The following is a 17,440-nucleotide window of genomic DNA, read 5'->3' as shown; positions in this document are numbered from 1 at the left end:
CATCTCACTATTTTTTTTACCAAAAACCGGAATGCAATGAACAGAAGTTCCTTCCTCAAAACGATCGCCGCAGGCGCAGCAGGCTTATATGCAGCCAACCTGTTTGCGGGCAATGCAAAGAAAAAATACATGGCCGTGCAATTGTTTTCCGTAAGGGAAGCCGTGTCAAAAAACCTGGAAGGCACGCTGGAAAAACTGGTTGGGATTGGCTATAATGAACTGGAAATTTATGGATACGACGGCCTTTTTTTTGGCAAAACGCCCGCTGAATTCAAAACCATTTTAAAAAATACCGGAGTAAAAGTGGTGAGCTCGCACCATCTTACCGGCTTCGAATTAAAATCAAAGGGAACATTGAAAAACGGCTGGGAGCAGGCTGTGGAGGATTTACATTCAATAGGGGCGCAATATATGGCCTGTGCTTACTTATTTCCCAATGAAAGAACCACTGAGGTATACGCGGCGCTTCCGGACCTGCTCAACAAATCCGGCGAAAAAGCCGCTGCTGCCGGAATCGGGTTTGCTTATCACAACCATGATTTTGAGTTTGAGAAGTATAATAACACGCTGGTATACGACCACCTCATCACCAACACCTCCTCAAAGCTGGTAAATATGGAACTAGATCTGTACTGGATCAGCAAGGCCGGAAAAGACCCGGTGGCCTATTTTAATAAATATCCTGGCCGGTTCCCGCTTTGGCATGTAAAAGACATGGAGGCGGGCACCGGTGCAATAACCGAAGTGGGGCATGGGACTATTAACTTTGACCGGATTTTTGCCGCACGGAAAACGGCCGGATTAAAAAAATGGTTTGTAGAACAGGACACCAGCAAGGGCGATATCTTTGAGAGCCTCAAATTCAGCTATGATTACCTGGCAGAAAAAAAATACATTTAGACCCGTTAGCGCCATTTTCCCCGTTTTTCCCTACCTTTGCCGTCCTTTCACAAACCAACGGGAGTGGTGTCCTGTGGTGGAAACTTGAAAACCAGCATGTTCTCCCATGCGCATTCAAAAAATAGTGAAAATTTAAAGATATTATGAAACGTACATTTCAACCCCATCGTCGTCGCCGTAAAACCGTTCATGGTTTTCGTAAACGTATGCAAACCGCTAACGGCCGTAAAGTACTGGCCAGCCGCCGTGCAAAAGGACGTAAGAAATTAACAGTTTCTGACGAGCGGAAGTTAAAGTAAGCCGTCACGAACACTAAAGAAATTGTAGCTCCGGTATCGGGGCTATTTTTTTTGCTCCGCAGCCTTTTGTGCAAACGATTGCTCCTTCTTCCGGGACGCGAATCCCTAAAAATAGTTGTAAGTTCGGGAATGATGAACCGTTTACACCGCTTGCCCGCGTTAATAAGTTGCCTATTATTTTCCTTATTTGTAACCGCACAGCCCGCGGCCAGGCACAACCTGGAATTTGATCACCTGGCGTCCCGCTGGGATGAGGCCATGCCGCTGGGCAATGGCATGCTGGGCGCCCTGGTATGGCAAAAAAAGGACCGCCTCCGGTTGTCGCTGGACCGTGCAGATCTCTGGGATGAACGGAAGGCCCTGGATCTTTCAAAATTCAGCTTCCGGTGGGTGGAGCAACAGGTATTAAAAAAAGACTACAAACCGGTACAACAATTAGGTGACCACCCCTACGACAATAGCCCTTATCCAACCAAATTGCCTGCGGCAGCATTACAATTCAACCTGAAAGAACTGGGGCAGGTAGTATCCAATAAGCTCGATATTGCAACCGCTATAAATACAGTAACTTTTCAGTCCGGCGCCGTATTCCGCACTTATATTCATGCCACACAACAAACCGGGTATTTTGAATTTGAAAACCTGCCTGCTGCTGTTACCCGGCAGCTGATTCCCGAGCTGGAAATTCACAACTATAATTCCGGGAAATCTGCTGCGGAAAACGACAACAGCCATTCGGGCGAAGGCCTGGAGAAGCTGGGCTATACCAAGGGAACCGTAGCTTCCGGCGCCAGCAGCATCCGCTATCACCAGCCCACCTACCAGCACCACTACTTTGAAGTACTGGTGCGCTGGGCGAAAACGGGGAACCGGCTTACCGGCTCCTGGACCATTTCCAATGATAGGCCGGCCTTCCTGCCGGAATCCGGTTTAAAAGCAATTGAAAACAGTCACCGGCAATGGTGGACCCGCTTTTGGAACCAGTCTGCAGTACAATTGCCGGATGCCGCAGTTGAAAAACAATATTACCTGGAACTGTATAAGCTGGGAGCCGTAAGCCGTAAAGGAGCGCCGGCCATTACCCTACAGGCTGTATGGACTGCCGACAACGGCAGCCTGCCCCCATGGAAAGGCGATTTTCACAATGACCTGAATACACAACTGAGCTACTGGCCGGCCTATACAGGGAACCATCTGGAAGAAGCCGCCACGTTTACCGACTGGCTTTGGAAGATGCGGGCAAAAAACCAGCAATACACCCGTCAGTATTTTGAAGTAGAAGGGCTAAATGTTCCGGGTGTTGCCACCCTCAGTGGCGACCCCATGGGCGGCTGGATCCAGTATTCTCTATCCCCCACGGTAAGCGCCTGGTGCGCCCAGCACTTTTACTGGCAATGGAAATATTCAATGGATGAAGCGTTCCTGAAAACCCGGGCGTGGCCGTACATTCATGATGCGGCCGTTTACCTCGAAAACATAACACGGCTGCAGCAAGGCACCCGAAAGCTTCCCCTTAGCTCCAGTCCGGAATACAATGACAATGCCATCAATGCCTGGTTCCGCGACTGGACCAATTTTGACCTGGCTTTAGCAAAGTTCCTGTTTACGGCAGCAGCTGAAACCGCAGCAGCTATGAAGCAGCCCGCAGAGGCCGGGCGATGGAAGCAGCGGCTGTCCGAACTGCCGGCTTATAACGTGAACGAAACCGGTTTAACGATTGCACCCGGGCAAAGCATGGAGTCTTCGCATCGTCATTTCTCACCATATATGGCCATTTACCCGCTGGTCTTACTAGACGTTAATCGTCCGGAAGATAAACGCATCATCGAAAAATCGTTGCGGCACATTGAGGCAAAAGGCACCCGTGCCTGGTGCGGCTATTCGTTTAGCTGGATGGCCTCCCTGTATGCCCGTGCGCAGCAGGCCGACAGCGCCCTGCGGCAATTACAGATCTTCGCCTCCAACTTTTGCTCGCCCAACAGCTTCCATCTGAACGGAGATCAAAAAGGCGGGCAATATTCCGGGTTCACTTACCGTCCGTTTACACTGGAAGGCAATTTTGCTTTTGCGCAGGGCGTGCAGGAATTATTACTCCAAAGTAAACAGGGCTATATAGCGGTTTTTCCGGCCGTTCCTGCCAGCTGGAAAAATGTCCGTTTCACCAATCTTCGTGCGGAAGGAGCCTTCCTCATAAGTGCGGAAATGAAAAACGGCGATATCAGCCGCATTAAAATTGTAGCAGAAAAAGGCGGGCGGGCAACATTTAAGCTCCCCTTTCTAAAATTCAGGATCCATGCACAGAGCAATCTGCAGATGAAAGAATCCGGCAACGGGTTTGTACACCTGAACGGCAAACCCGGCGGGATGGTAGTGCTCGGCAGTGCAGGTTAAGGATCCCCGGTTGCGGAATACGATTATTGGGTAACCAACTTCTGTACGGCTATCCGCTTTGCTTGCGTCGCACCCTTTGACTTCAGTACTTCTATCAGCAATTAAAGCCAAATTTCAGGGGTAAAGAACGCTGTTCTGTATATATAAATTTTATATCATTTCTTAAAGCCGCGGATCCCGCCCGGGGCGTGACCAATTTCGCTGATTATAAGCGGCGCCTAATCTGCGGATCAGCGACCTTAATGAAGTTGAAAACAAAAAATTCAAAAAATTTTTCGCACTTAACACGGCAATTATAAAAATCGCTTAAGGAAACGACATTGATATATAAACGACCGGCAGGTACTGAAACAAGGCAGATCATCTTATTTTTGCATTTTATCCATTTGCAGCAGTCAAAAACATATCCGTTTCCAAAAAGCGCCCGGTTAAAAAGCCGTAAAACGCTACAGGAAGTTTTTAGTAACGGTAAACGTTTGCATTCCGGCTTTATAAAGTTGTTCTACCTTACCGGGCCGGCAGCACAGCCAGACATAAAATGCGGTGTGGGAGTCAGCAGCCGGTATTTTAAAAAAGCAGTGGACCGGAACCGCATCAAACGTCTGTTACGGGAAGCGTACCGGCTGCAGCAGGAAGCATTAAAACAAAAGGTGCTTCAAACCCAAAACCAGGTTTCGTTGTTTTTATTGTTTACCGGAAAAGAACTCCCGGACTATGAAGCCGTTTATAAACAAACCGGCAACCTGTTACAAAAATTAGCCGACCGGATCAATGAAGTGGCTCCTTAAAATAGCAAGTCTGCCGTTTATCGTACTGATACGGTTCTACCAGCTGGTCATTTCCCCCTGGATGGGGCCCAAATGCCGCTATACGCCCACCTGCAGCCATTATGCGCTGGAAGCATTTAAAAAATACGGGCCCTTTAAAGGATTCTGGCTTTCGTTCAAACGCATTTCCCGCTGTCATCCGTGGGGAGGAAGCGGGTATGATCCCGTGCCATAGGACCCGTTTCTTGTTCCAGGGCTACCATGTAAAAACTAAAAAAGAGCAAAAAAAACAGATTAAGAAAAAGCGAGCAGCGAATGGGGAACATACCGTATCAATTTCCAGAGATCGGGGAACATCGAGTATAAAGCGGCAATAACGTGAAACTTTAACCATTAAACCTGGAACAAAAATATGATCACCGGACTTGGACTTGACGTAATCGAAACCGAACGGGTAGCAGAAAAGATCCAAAAGGAACAAGGCTTCCGTGAACTGGTTTTTTCTGCAGAGGAGATCGCCTATTGTGAACCCAAGGCACACAAATATGAGCATTATGCTGCCCGCTTTGCCGCCAAGGAAGCCTTCTTTAAAGCGCTGGGAACGGGCTGGGCAACGGGTACCGCTTTCAATGAAATTGCCATTTTAGGCGATGAGAACGGGAAGCCGGTACTGCAACTAAACGGTCAAACTGCTCAAACCCTGCAACACCTGGATCTGAAAAAGATCAGCGTATCGCTCAGCCACCTGAAAAATATCGCCGCCGCTGTAGTCATCATCGAAGCATAACCCGCCCTGTCTCGGCAATCCGGCGAAGCAGTCGGTTCCACCGCACATTCCGGACATCTCCGCTTCTTTTGCTTTAATAATCACCTATTTTTACATTAAGTTTGTTGTGGTGAAACTCCTATTTTGTCTCTGCCTGATTGCAATATGCCCGCCCTCGGCTGCCCAGGATGCCGATATTATTCCTTATCTGGAAGCATGGAGGGTTTCGGACCGGTCGCAAAGCTACCGGGCACAGGTATTTTTCGACTCCCTCCGTATCCATAAAAGCGAGGCCATCTACCGGAAAAAATACCTGGATCATATTGCAAAGCTCCGCCAGTATCTGCAGCGGAACCCTAACCGGCGATTAGAAGTACGGTTGATGATGTTTGAGATCATGGCGGGCAGGGAATACCAGATGGAAGAACGCTATTATACGACTATTAATGAAGCCATTAAAAAAGCCTACCCGTTGCGGGACGACCAGCTCAATGCCGAACTCTACAGCATCCGGGCCGATATTCCCCCTGCACCGGAAACACATCTTTTGTATAACTTAAAGGCTATTGAGATTCAGCGCAGGATCGGGTTTGAGCACTTTCCATATGTTCAGAACCGATTTTTTGGAGTGAGTTATGTGTTATATGGACAAGGCGATTACATACAGGCCATCGCATACGGCCGTCAGTGTCTTAAGAAATGGACACTGGACTCCACGCACCGCGATTCCAGGGTTTTTATTTTTCAATGCGATATCCTGGGAGCCGCTTATAAAAAACTCAACCAGTTCGATAGCGTCCGGAAGTATTATAACCGGATACTCCAGGCATTAAATGAGGAACCAGACCAGAAGGTAGCCTCGCTTTGGCGGGGAATCGCCCTGGGAAATATCGGGCAAACCTATACAAAAGAGCTACGTTTTTCGGAGGCGCAGCCGCTACTGACCGAATACCTGCAAAATAGCCTGGTCTATCCCGATTCACTCAATATTGCGATGGCGCAAAATGCCTTTGCCTCTTTTTATTTTCAACAAAAAAAATATGACCAGGCCCTGCTTGCCGCAAGACAGGCCTGGCAGATCGCCAACCGCCAGCATATCTATGCAGAACTGACCGCGGCGGCCGACCTTTTGAGTGCCATTTGCCGGCAAACCGGACAGGCGGACAGTGCCTTTTATTACCACGAGCGCTCCGATAGTTATAAAGAAATTACAAGAGAACGGATTAAAAAAAGAGAGCTGTCCGTAGTCAACGCCCAGATCGCTTTTGACAACCTCAGGTATTCACTGGTATTGGCTCAATCCCTGGCCAATAAAGAAAAAAGCATTCGAAACGCTGTTCTGGCGGGCATCGTATTGCTTACAGTCATTGCACTGTTATTGTACAACCGGAAGCGGGTAAAAGACCAGTATCAAATGCGGGTTATGGCGCTAAACCATGATACTGCAAAAAGGGATATACAGGAGGCCAGGGAAAAAATATCGGTTTTCACCAATAACCTCATTGAAAAAAACGAATTAATCCGGAATTTAGAACAGCAACTGGCCAATACACGACCCGCCGGATCTGAAATATCAGAACAATTGCTCAACTACCCGCTGCTCACCGAAGAAGGATGGGAGCAGTTCCGGAATGCGTTTACCAAGGCCTATCCCGCGTTCTTCAACAATCTGCGCCGGGATATCGATAACCTCACTCCTGCCATGGAGCGGCTGGCTGCGCTTGTTTTTTTACAGCTCACCAACTATCAGATCGCCAATACCCTGGGCATCAGTAAAGACAGCGTAGCCCGCAGCAAACGCCGTTTACGTACAGGCCTGACCCTTGCTGCAGAGCAGTCACTGGAAAACTATATAGCCACCCTGGCCTGAAACTCGATGCCGTCGCAGGGCGTCTTGCCGGCGAAAAAATAAAAATTTATTGAATACGTAATTACATATATACAACTCCGTTACACCAAATCCGGGGTTGTCCTTTTTTTGTCCGCCCCGAAACTTGGAGCGCCCGGTTTTTGCGGGCATCTTTACCAAACAACATGAAACCAAATCGATCGTTTAATATCACCCTTCTAATCCTGATCGTGGCCATCCTTCTTTTAGTGGCCGCGTGGATCTACTTTGATCGAAGAATCCGTGCACTTTAATTCAGACTGGTCAGGGGGTCGCAATCAAAATCATGCTTCAGGCAGGTATTTAATACCTGCTTTTTTTATTTGCCTTACCCGGCTCCGGAGCACATAAGCAGTATGCCGGTACGCGGCAAACACCCATCCCCTACCCCAATGCACCCGTCCGTCCTTTGTCCGCCCCGGGTCCGGTTTTCGTCCTGCCTGATCTTTGGATGGCCGGTTTGAATACCGCACCTTTAAAAAACAGGCGTGCAACGCACACGGCCCGTTCGGATATTTTCAAAAAAGATTGGCCTGCCCTTAAACAGAAAATTAATGCCCTTTTTTGAGCTGTATCCTTACGCTTTTAAACCAGCAACCAATTAAAACAATAGCATATGCAACAGCCCTCTCATCAAAAATGGATGCATTACGTAGACGGAAACGAAAAGCTTTCCAAACTCACCATTCCCGGCACCCACGATAGTGGTACTTATCCTTCAGACCTGGAATCGGCAAAATGCCAGGGGATGACCCTGGAACAACAACTCAATGCCGGTATCCGGTTTATTGACATCCGGTTAACCTTCGGTTTTGAGGACGATGGACTGCTATGGGTTGCCCACGGGATTGACAGTTTTTTGGGGCTGAACTTTGAGACCGACATTATCGGTACCTGTAAAAAGTTTTTATCGCAAAACCCGTCGGAGACAATCCTGATGTCGATCAAAAACGAATCCCTGACAGAAAAATGGGGGGATGATGCAAAATTCTACGGTGACCTGTCTGCCATAATTAACCGGTCAAAAACGATCTTTTATTTAAAAGAATCGATGCCTGCCCTGCAGGAGGTAAGAGGCAAAATCGTACTGTTTCGTCGGTTTCCTGTAAAAATAAACATGATTCCTGGCACAAAGCCCCACGATCCGCCCCGCCCGGCAACGCCGATACTTGCTAATAATGGCTTGAACATTTATGACCATTTTCCGGCGGATGATGCTGCACCGTTTACTAATGCATCTATCAAATATTATGTTCAGGACAGGTACTTCCGGTGGTCTGGTGGCTCAAACCGTTCGGAAAAATTTACCGCCTGGGTAGCACCCACGCTCAATAAGGCGGCAGCGGTTACGGAGCAGGATACCTGCTATATTAATTTTACAAGTGCAACAGGAAGATTCGGCGGCGCCCTGCCCTTTACATCTACCCCCTTGGATTTAGCTAAAACCGTGGTGCCGTTATTCAATAACTATTTAAGCAGCAACCCGCCCCACCGTTTTGGCATTATTCCAATGGACTTTCCGGAGTTGACACCTTATTTAATAACCCAGCTCATCCATTGCAATTATCAAAATCCCATGGTGTTTCCAAGACTGCGGAACCGTTCCAATGGGGCCGAATATCTCAATTTCGATGGAAAACTACACCATATCCCCAACCCGGCTATTGCCGCAAACCTTTTCAAAAAGGATTGGGACTGGCAGTCCATTCCCAACTTTAATTTTACGCCCGCTCCTGCTTGTACAGGTGTTCCTCTGTTAAACGGAAAGCTGCTTTCTTTTTCAGGAAGACCGGAGTTGTACATATGCTATAATATAGCCGGGAGCTCCCGGCCGGTGTTACGCCATATCCTCAATCCATCCACACAAAATGCCTATGGACTTTTTGGAACAATCAACCCGGTTCCGGAAGCAACAAAAGGCAATTATGAATTTCTGTCCCCGATCAGCTGGCAATAAGAACAGGCAATGGAAGCAGCCAAACATGTAATAATGGTCCACAGATTGCACGGCTTTTCACAGAAGTCGCCCCACCGAACAAGACTTCTATCTGTGAAAAGCCGTGCAATCCATGCGCAAAAATTTCAGTGGGTTCCGTGATTCGACACGCATGTCCCAGGACACACAGAATATACCGCAGGGGTAGCACCCCACCTTAAACCGAGAATAATCACTGATCCCGCCGCGCGTTGTTATCACCCCTGGCAAACTGGAAAATACCAGCAGGTTGCTGCAGAAAATATATAAATCCTACTTTTGACCCAATGAACGAGTTACCATCCTTATCCTTTCAGCCGGCAGAACAAATAAAGGCCTACCAGGAAAAAAAACTGGTGAACCTGATCCAGTACCTAAACCTGCACTCACCTTTTTATAAACGCCTGTTCCGGGAACACCAGGTCGATCCGGATACGATCCGGGGTATTGAGGACCTGGTTCGCATTCCACCAACAGAAAAGGAACATCTGCAACGCTACAATAAAGCGTTTGTTTGTGTACCACAACACCAGATCGTGGAATACATGGCTACTTCGGGAACCGTAGGCAGCCCAGTAACCATTGCCTTAACCGAAAACGACCTGCAGCGTCTTGCTTATAACGAATACAGTTCCTTTGCCTGTGCCGATGGCAGCGCTTCCGATATCTACCAGCTGATGCTCACCCTCGACCGGCAGTTCATGGCCGGTATTGCGTATTACCTGGGTATCCGCAAGCTTGGGGCCGGACAGGTACGTGTAGGGCCCGGTGTGCCGTCTCTGCAATGGGAGGTAATTGAGCGGCTACAGCCGAACGCAATCGTGGCAGTACCCTCTTTTATTATAAAGCTCATCCAATATGCAAAAGAAAACGGCATCGACCTGAATCAGTCTTCCGTAAAAAAAGCGATCTGTATTGGAGAAAACCTGCGGAAGGAGGATCTGAGCCTGAACATCCTGGGCAGCCGCATTACCGAGAACTGGGATATACAGCTGTATTCAACCTACGCCTCTACCGAAATGCAAACCGCTTTTACAGAATGTTCAGCAGGCAAAGGAGGCCATCAGAACCCGGAGCTGGTGATCCTGGAGCTTATTGATGACGATGGCAACCCGGTTGCTCCCGGAGAAATTGGGGAGGTCACCATTACCACGCTGGGAGTAGAAGGCATGCCCCTCCTGCGGTATAAGACCGGCGACCTCTGCCGTGCTTTTTATGAACCCTGCGCCTGCGGCCGGCATACCACAAGGTTATCGCCTGTTATCGGCCGTAAAAAACAAATGATCAAATTCAAAGGCACTACCCTGTTTGCCCCGGCGCTGTTTGAGATCATTCATAAAATAGACGCCATTAAGGAATATGTAGCCGAGGTATACAGTAACGAGATCGGCACCGATGAAGTACTGTTGTATATCCTCCCTGCCAATACCTCCGAAGAAACCGACGGAAAAATAAAAACGTATTTGCAGGCCCGTCTGCGGGTAATGCCGCATATCAAATACCTCACCAGAGAAGAAATGCAACGTCTTCAGTTCCCTGAAGGTGCCCGTAAACCGGTAAAGTTTATCGATAAAAGAAGGGGATCTAATGGGGGCGTTTAAAGGGGCATGCCATTTTTCTGATCTGTGAAGACAGTCCAGGAAACAAGTGGTGATCGCCGGACGAACACCGGCAAAAAATTCTTATATTAGTAGTTATGCAAACGAAAATGTCCCTTCGCCTTTTGCTTATCTGCTGTACGCTCTTGTTCCCGGTTCATCAAATAAATGCAGCCATTCATCCGGACAGTCTGCTGCCCGTTCGCGGGTTGTGCATTGAAGCTCCCCGCCCTTCCGGCGTGGACTCCTTTGTAACCTTCATCCATAGGGAGCTGGGGCCAAGAAAGGTCAATACACTGATCCTGCGGATCGACTTTAATTACCAGTTTAAAAGCCATCCGGAACTCAGAGACAGCATTGCCCTGTCTGAGGCCGATGTAAAAAAAATGGTGACCGTATGTAAGCAAAACAACATCACACTGATACCGCAAATAAACCTGCTGGGGCATCAGTCATGGGCCAGCAAAACGCATAACCTGCTAAAGAAATACCCGGAGTTTGACGAAACGCCATGGGTTAAAATGCCCGAAAAATATGCCTGGCCCAATAACGACAGTCTTTATTGTAAAAGCTATTGCTCCAGGCACCCCCGCGTGCATAAAATAGTTTTTGCACTGGTCGATGAGATCTGCCAGGTATTTGAAGCCAACACGTTTCATGCGGGTATGGATGAGGTCTTTTATATCGGTTATGCGCGGTGCCGGCGATGCCGCAAAAAAGACAAAGCACAGCTATTTGCAGACGAAGTATGGCGCATCCGGAACCACCTGGCCGCCGCAAACCGTACCCTCTGGATCTGGGGCGATCGCATGCTGGACGGGCATGCAACAGGAATGGGCATGTGGGAAGCCAGTCATAACGGTACGCATCCTTCGGTTGACCAGGTGCCTAAAGACATCGTTGTTTGTGACTGGCACTATGAACGGGCCGACAAATCGGCCGTCTATTTTGCCATGAAGGGATTTAAAGTGGTTACCTGCCCCTGGCGCGACCCCCTGATTGCCATTGAGCAACTGCAGGATATGATCAACTTCCGGAGAACGGCTACTCCGCAGCTCAAACCCCTGTTTGGAGGAATGCTGCAAACGATATGGTCGCCCAACGGGGCTTTTTTAAAGGAATTTTACAACAAACCGCAAAAAAGCTCGGGCACCGGCGGGAAAAGCAACACCCAATGGGAATGTTTCACCCGGCTTTTTGATACCATCAACCAGTTGTAACCTGTTCTTTTAGCACCTGTATTTTTGCATTTTACGGCCTGTTTTATCCATTTGGCAACAATATATTTTACCGTTAACGCTGCAGCCGGATCATTACCGTGCCGGAAACCAGATCGTGGATTGCCCGTTTCCTGGGATTGGTGCGGATGGTTATAAAGGAGATCCATCCCAGCAGCACCTTAACAGGATACCGGATAAATGCCTGCAGCAGGCCGATCCGCCTGGATGCATCGGAAAACCGGCGAACACGGATGCCTTTCAGGTAGTTGCCCAATGTACATCCCAGAACGAGGCAAACCGGCTCATACAGTACAAAAAGGCTGATAAACAACACCATCCGCACCCAATCCGGCACCTGTTCATACCGATCGAGCAAACCTCCGGCAATAAATGCCAGGATGATCACAAAAAGCATATCTATAAACGTCGATTGAATTCGATCGGTTAGTTCCGGATATTGTTCTTCCATAGCAGTTACTGGTATTATTTAAAAGTAAATGTAGTACGAATTCCCCCTTTTCTGAAAAAAAATCTGCACTGCGCTGTGAAATTTGAAAACAGCTCATTGCTGTTGCAGGCATCACACCCTTGTAACAGGCGGTTCTGTATTGCAACGGCCATAGTGTGCTTCTTTACATCCGGAACAGGCACCGTATTTGTGCCACTATCACTAAAACGATTATGGATACCAACAAAAACGAACAGGACCTGCGGGATACCGAAGCAGACAAGGAAAAATTGAAACCGGACGAAGGAACATTGGACCTGCCGGAAGTTAAAGACATTCCCGGGCAGGAACATATTCATCCACCCGACCTGCGTGAAATGGCCGATACCACTATTGCCTCTGATGACGAAGAAGGAGTAGGTATTTTTGACACTGACAACGAACGCCTGGTACGCGGCAACCTGCCGGTGGAGGATCCGGAAACCGCCCTGCCTCCGGAACCGGACTTTGAAGCAGGATCCGGCGACGAAGCGGACGATGCCGGTATCACCGGGGATGAAATCACACAGGAAGAAATCGACGCGCTGGATCAAACAGGCTCTGTTGATGACGAAAGCCAGCGCCGTGCCCGTCCGGACAACAGCGATACCGAAGGCGATCCGCTGAACGAGAACATAGAAAATTCCGGGGAAGACCTGGACATTCCCGGCGAGGAACTGGACGATGAAGAAGAGGAAAAAGGCGAGGAAGACGAAGAAAACAACGTTTACAGCCTGGATACCGACAACGAGTAGTCCTGGAGCCATTTGCGCCGCAGCTGGTGCGGAAATGCACAGATCAGTATGTCAGTGTCCCACGAAATCTACACCATTAACGGGATACAATCCCAAAGGCCATTTATTGTATAAAACCCCCATCACCTAATAATTTTTTTGATACCAGTGATCTTTTTCGTTTTTTTGCGCCTTGTTTAATAAATTACGCATACAAAAATGATCACAGTAGGGGGAAAACGGCTTTCACTGCAGGATTTTAACGCAATCTTAATTGATGGCCAACCTATTACACTTGATGAAGCTGCTTTGCAGCAGGTAAACACCAGCTTCGAATTTCTGAAACAATTTTCCAGTCATAAGCTGATTTACGGCATCAATACGGGTTTTGGTCCCATGGCGCAATATAAGATCAGCGACGAAAATATTTTAGAACTGCAATACAACCTGATCCGCAGTCATAGCAGTGGCGGAGGTAACGTGCTTCCGCTCTTGCAGGGAAAGGCCGTAATGCTGGCCCGTCTTAATAATTTAATGCAGGGCTATTCCGGTGTGGATCCAAAACTGGCCATCCTCCTGGCCAATATGATCAATCATAACCTGGTGCCCTGTATCTACGAACACGGAGGAGTGGGCGCCAGCGGCGACTTGGTGCAACTCGCACACCTGGCGCTGGGCATTATCGGAGAAGGGGAAGCCTGGTATGAGGGCCGCATTCAACCCACTGCCGAAGCCTTCAAAAAGGCCGGGCTGGAACCGCTGAAGGTTCAGATCCGCGAAGGCCTGGCGCTGATCAATGGCACTTCTGCTATGACGGGCGTGGGCCTGCTGAACCTGTTACAGGCACAGCAGTTACTAAACTGGTCGATCATGCTTTCAGCCATTACGAACGAGATCATGGAAGTATATGACGATCATTATTCGCACGAGCTGAACATTGTAAAACATCATACCGGCCAGCAACATATTGCCCGCCAGATGCGCGCTATCCTGGAAGACAGTAAACTCATCCGCAGCCGGTCCGAACATTTATACAACCCCGAGAATATTCAGCACGATGTATTTGAAGACAAAGTGCAGGAATATTACTCGCTCCGCTGTATCACGCAGGTACTGGGACCGGTTTACGATGCCCTTGCGCACACTGAAGAAACGGTGGTAAATGAGCTTAATTCGGTAAATGATAACCCGGTAGTGGACGTAGCTAATCACAATATTTTTCACGGCGGCAATTTTCACGGCGACTATGTATCTTTTGAAATGGACAAAATGAAGATCGCCATTACCAAATTAACCATGCTGAGCGAACGGCAGCTGAACTACCTGCTGAACGCGCGACTGAACCAGAAGTTTCCACCCTTTGTGAACCACGGCGTGCTGGGGTTGAATTTTGGCATGCAGGGCATCCAGTTTACGGCTACATCCACCACGGCAGAGAACCAGACCCTCTCTTTCCCGATGTATGTACACAGTATTCCCAACAATAACGATAACCAGGATATTGTAAGCATGGGTTTTAATGCGGCACAAATCGCCAAAAAAGTGATTGAAAACGCATACGAAGTGCTGGCCATCCAGGCCATGACCCTGTTGCAGGCGATCGACTACCTGGACCGGCACGATCAGATGGCAGCAAAGACCAAGGCTATTTATGCTTCCCTGCGGGAGCAGTTTCCGAAATTCAGCAAGGACTATCCGCTTTATAAAGACCTGGCAAAAGTGCGCGATTTTATGAAAGTGCACCAGCCGTTTTAAATTTATAGTTTTGAGTTTATGGTCTATCGTTTGTTCAAACCATAAACTATAAACAACAAACAAGAAGCTAAAAATTATGAACTGGGCATTAGTAACCGGAGGATCCCGTGGCATCGGAAAAGCGATCTGCATACAACTGGCCAAACAGGGCTTTAATATATTGATCAACTATAAAGGCAACCGGGAAAAGGCCGAAGAAACCCTTGCAGAAGTAGAAAAAGCTGGTGTTACCGGAGCCTTGCTGGCCTTTGATGTGGCCGACCGCGAAGCGGTACAACAAACTCTGGGCGGATGGATGGAAGCCAATACCGATAAGACCATTGAAGTGCTGGTGAATAATGCCGGTATCAAAGACGACGTGCTGCTGATGTGGATGAAGGATGAGCAATGGGATGGCGTGGTAAACACCAGCCTTGGAGGCTTTTTCAATGTAACCCGGCTGGTGGTCAATAACATGCTGCGCCAGCGTTACGGCCGCATCATCAACGTGGTGTCCCTCTCAGGATTAAAAGGTCTGGCCGGACAAACCAATTATTCCGCTGCCAAAGGTGGTGTCATTGCCGCTACCAAGGCCCTGGCCCAGGAAGTAGGAAAACGGAATATCACAGTAAACGCCGTAGCCCCGGGCTTTATTAAAACAGACATGACGGAAGACATTGATGAAGGCCAGATGAAACAAATCATTCCCGCCAACCGTTTTGGCACGCCGGAGGAAGTAGCACATGCAGTGGGCTTTTTTGCCACAAAAGAAGCGGCTTATATCACCGGACAGGTACTTTCCATTAACGGAGGGTTGTATACCTGATCTTTTACTATTACTGGTAATGAGCTGAAATCAAAACAAGTTCTGTTTTTGGTCAGGAAATACCAATTTAATACCAGTCATCAAGAATACGCATACTCAAAATCCTTGCCGTTAGGTTTGTGCGACATCAATCTTTACACGGGAAGCTTAAACCTTTGCACGTATTACAGTCGACAGCCACGACCGGTGTCCTCACTGGTCGGTTAGACTAAAAACCCCTGCGGCCAGAAAGTCGGTGCGAACACCAATCTTTACTCGGGAAGCGCAAATCGCTGGCGGCAGTCGTCACCAGCTACTACCAGCACCGCCGCCGCCGGAACTGCCTCCACCCCAGCTGCTGCCGGAGCTGGAAGAACCGCTGCTCCATGAGCTGCCCGAACTGCTGCCAGAGCTGGATTGGGATTTTCGCGGAATAGCATACTCTTTGGTTTCCTGGTAGTGACAGAATTTGCAGGCATATACTTTCAGTCCCACTCCACTGCTGGAATAAGTAGCCGGTTCAATAGTGCGGTCGGATTCCAGGAAATAAGCCATGGTATTGCATTTAGGGCAATGGCTGTACTTACTGCTTAACAACACACCATGCAATTTGAAGGCCTTGCCTTGCTTCTCGGCCCATACATCATAATCGACCGACTTGAGTTGCTCTTCCATTTTTTGAGCTTCGGTCAGGTAGGCATTGTCCTGTTTTTCATCCAGCAGGCGCATCTCATTGCCCGTGTCGCTGATCACCATTCCTGCTTTTAATCTGTCCAGGTACTGCCCTACCTGCTCCCGGTAATAAAGCAGCGGAAACGGAAGGAGCTTATTGGCCAGCGACTTTTTCCAACGCTGGTCCAGTTGCCGGGCATAAAAATACATCACATCATCTTCCGTACCCCGCTGCTCCTCCCGGCGAAGCTGCCCCAGCAGCCGGAATACGGTAATACCGGTGGCCGCTAAAGCCAATACATAGAAGAAGGCCACGCCCGTAAAAATATTTACAGGCACCCCGGCAATTACAAAGACCATAACCGGCAACAGCACATAACAAACCAGAAACCGGAGCAGTAAAAACCACCAGGGGCTTGCCTTATCAAAAAATTGATCGTGGACCTTTTTTTTAAACAGAGCTATCAGCCCCGCTACGAAAAAAAAGGCATAAAACAACAATACCCAAAAGCCACCCCATCCCACATGCTTTTGATACAGGTTTATAAGCCCCCCGGAACCGGAAGTATTACCATATGAAGGCTCCGATGCTTCCGCAGGAAAAGCTGCATCAGCAGGCACCGCTTCTGTATAGGAATCGACTTCAACCGCCCCGGAGAGCATCCCTGCCACCTGCTGTACACCATTTAATACGGCTGCATCATAATTCCCCTGCTTGGCGAAAGGCACCATATACTCCTCCTGAATCTGTTTAGAAACAAGGTCCGTTAGTTTTCCTTCCAGGCCGTAGCCTACTTCAAATTCCATGCGGCGCTGATCCATCACCAATAGCATCACCACGCCGTTATTCTTATCCTTCCGGCCCACGCCCCAATACCGCAACAGCTCCATCGCAAAATCCCGCGGTACTTTTTTTCCGATGGACTGCAGCACCACAACGGCCACCTGGTCCGTGGTGGAATCCTCCAGCCGTTTCAAATGACCGTTAATTGCTGCTACCGTGTTATTGCTTAATATGCCGTCAGGATTACTTACATAGTTGAAGCTGGGCGTACGTTTAGGGTCCGGAACTTCCTTAACGGTCCACTTCCGTTGTGCTGTAATGGGCATGCAGATCTGCAACAGCAGCAAAACAAACAGGGCAGGAAGTGGTCGAAACAGGTGTGTCATGAAAGAAATTGGGTTGTTAGCAACAAAATAACAA

15 protein-coding genes are annotated in these 17,440 nt (G+C 48.5%); 13 read left to right on the top strand and 2 right to left on the bottom strand.

The genetic code is table 11. The features are described from left to right. The first annotated feature begins 36 nt into the window (after nucleotides 1–36). From LL912_RS20535 to LL912_RS20490, 10 genes are all read left to right on the top strand, one after another. Nucleotides 37–900: a sugar phosphate isomerase/epimerase family protein gene (locus tag LL912_RS20535; protein ID WP_235555486.1), complete on the top strand. Its 864-nt coding sequence runs from the start codon at nucleotides 37–39 to the stop codon at nucleotides 898–900. Between the two features lie 143 nt (nucleotides 901–1,043). Further along, entirely contained in the window at nucleotides 1,044–1,199 is a 156-nt protein-coding gene (gene rpmH, locus LL912_RS20530) for a 50S ribosomal protein L34 (RefSeq protein ID WP_026309617.1), read from the top strand. 129 nt (nucleotides 1,200–1,328) lie between these two features. Next, entirely contained in the window at nucleotides 1,329–3,590 is a 2,262-nt protein-coding gene (locus LL912_RS20525) for a glycosyl hydrolase family 95 catalytic domain-containing protein (RefSeq protein ID WP_235555485.1), read from the top strand. A gap of 320 nt (nucleotides 3,591–3,910) precedes the next feature. Next, a complete protein-coding gene (gene rnpA, locus LL912_RS20520; RefSeq protein WP_235555484.1) occupies nucleotides 3,911–4,378 on the top strand; it encodes a ribonuclease P protein component in 468 nt (155 codons plus the stop codon). Next, on the top strand, nucleotides 4,362–4,592 hold the full coding sequence (yidD, locus tag LL912_RS20515; protein ID WP_235555483.1) for a membrane protein insertion efficiency factor YidD: 231 nt from the start codon (nucleotides 4,362–4,364) through the stop codon (nucleotides 4,590–4,592). Before rnpA ends, yidD begins: the two co-directional genes overlap by 17 nt. Nucleotides 4,593–4,769: 177 nt before the next feature. Beyond that, nucleotides 4,770–5,144: a holo-ACP synthase gene (gene acpS / locus LL912_RS20510; RefSeq protein WP_235555482.1), complete on the top strand. Its 375-nt coding sequence runs from the start codon at nucleotides 4,770–4,772 to the stop codon at nucleotides 5,142–5,144. A gap of 109 nt (nucleotides 5,145–5,253) precedes the next feature. Beyond that, complete coding sequence (locus tag LL912_RS20505) at nucleotides 5,254–6,993, top strand: tetratricopeptide repeat protein (RefSeq protein WP_235555481.1); 1,740 nt, start codon at nucleotides 5,254–5,256, stop codon at nucleotides 6,991–6,993. 634 nt (nucleotides 6,994–7,627) lie between these two features. Continuing rightward, nucleotides 7,628–8,968, top strand: coding sequence for a phosphatidylinositol-specific phospholipase C (locus LL912_RS20500; RefSeq protein ID WP_235555480.1), 1,341 nt, complete (start codon nucleotides 7,628–7,630; stop codon nucleotides 8,966–8,968). A gap of 305 nt (nucleotides 8,969–9,273) precedes the next feature. Continuing rightward, nucleotides 9,274–10,587 (top strand): phenylacetate--CoA ligase family protein, encoded by a 1,314-nt coding sequence (locus LL912_RS20495; protein WP_235555479.1) that lies wholly within the window; start codon nucleotides 9,274–9,276, stop codon nucleotides 10,585–10,587. Between the two features lie 95 nt (nucleotides 10,588–10,682). Next, nucleotides 10,683–11,804, top strand: coding sequence for a family 20 glycosylhydrolase (locus tag LL912_RS20490; protein WP_235555478.1), 1,122 nt, complete (start codon nucleotides 10,683–10,685; stop codon nucleotides 11,802–11,804). A gap of 73 nt (nucleotides 11,805–11,877) precedes the next feature. Here the strand turns inward: LL912_RS20490 and LL912_RS20485 are convergent, their stop codons facing one another. After that, entirely contained in the window at nucleotides 11,878–12,273 is a 396-nt protein-coding gene (locus tag LL912_RS20485; RefSeq protein ID WP_235555477.1) for an RDD family protein, read from the bottom strand. A gap of 212 nt (nucleotides 12,274–12,485) precedes the next feature. On the opposite strand from LL912_RS20485, the gene LL912_RS20480 reads away from it, so the two are divergent. The 3 genes from LL912_RS20480 to fabG all read left to right on the top strand — a co-directional run bounded on the left by LL912_RS20480 (nucleotide 12,486) and on the right by fabG (nucleotide 15,585). Continuing rightward, nucleotides 12,486–13,046 (top strand): hypothetical protein, encoded by a 561-nt coding sequence (locus tag LL912_RS20480; RefSeq protein ID WP_235555476.1) that lies wholly within the window; start codon nucleotides 12,486–12,488, stop codon nucleotides 13,044–13,046. A 198-nt stretch (nucleotides 13,047–13,244) separates the two neighbouring features. Continuing rightward, on the top strand, nucleotides 13,245–14,780 hold the full coding sequence (locus LL912_RS20475; protein WP_235555475.1) for an HAL/PAL/TAL family ammonia-lyase: 1,536 nt from the start codon (nucleotides 13,245–13,247) through the stop codon (nucleotides 14,778–14,780). Nucleotides 14,781–14,856: 76 nt separating this feature from the next. Continuing rightward, nucleotides 14,857–15,585 carry a 3-oxoacyl-ACP reductase FabG gene (gene fabG / locus LL912_RS20470; protein ID WP_235555474.1) on the top strand — a complete coding sequence of 243 codons (729 nt, stop codon included), beginning with the start codon at nucleotides 14,857–14,859 and terminating at the stop codon, nucleotides 15,583–15,585. A 285-nt stretch (nucleotides 15,586–15,870) separates the two neighbouring features. On the opposite strand, the gene LL912_RS20465 is transcribed toward fabG, so the two are convergent. Further along, nucleotides 15,871–17,406, bottom strand: a complete 1,536-nt coding sequence (locus tag LL912_RS20465; protein WP_235555473.1) for a TPM domain-containing protein — start codon at nucleotides 17,404–17,406, stop codon at nucleotides 15,871–15,873. Nucleotides 17,407–17,440 lie beyond the last annotated feature (34 nt).

It is taken from the genome of Niabella agricola (assembly GCF_021538615.1).
In the GTDB taxonomy this organism is placed as follows: domain Bacteria; phylum Bacteroidota; class Bacteroidia; order Chitinophagales; family Chitinophagaceae; genus Niabella; species Niabella agricola.
The sequence above is the reverse complement of the archived record's forward strand: the minus strand, read 5'-3'. Positions and strand labels throughout refer to the sequence as shown.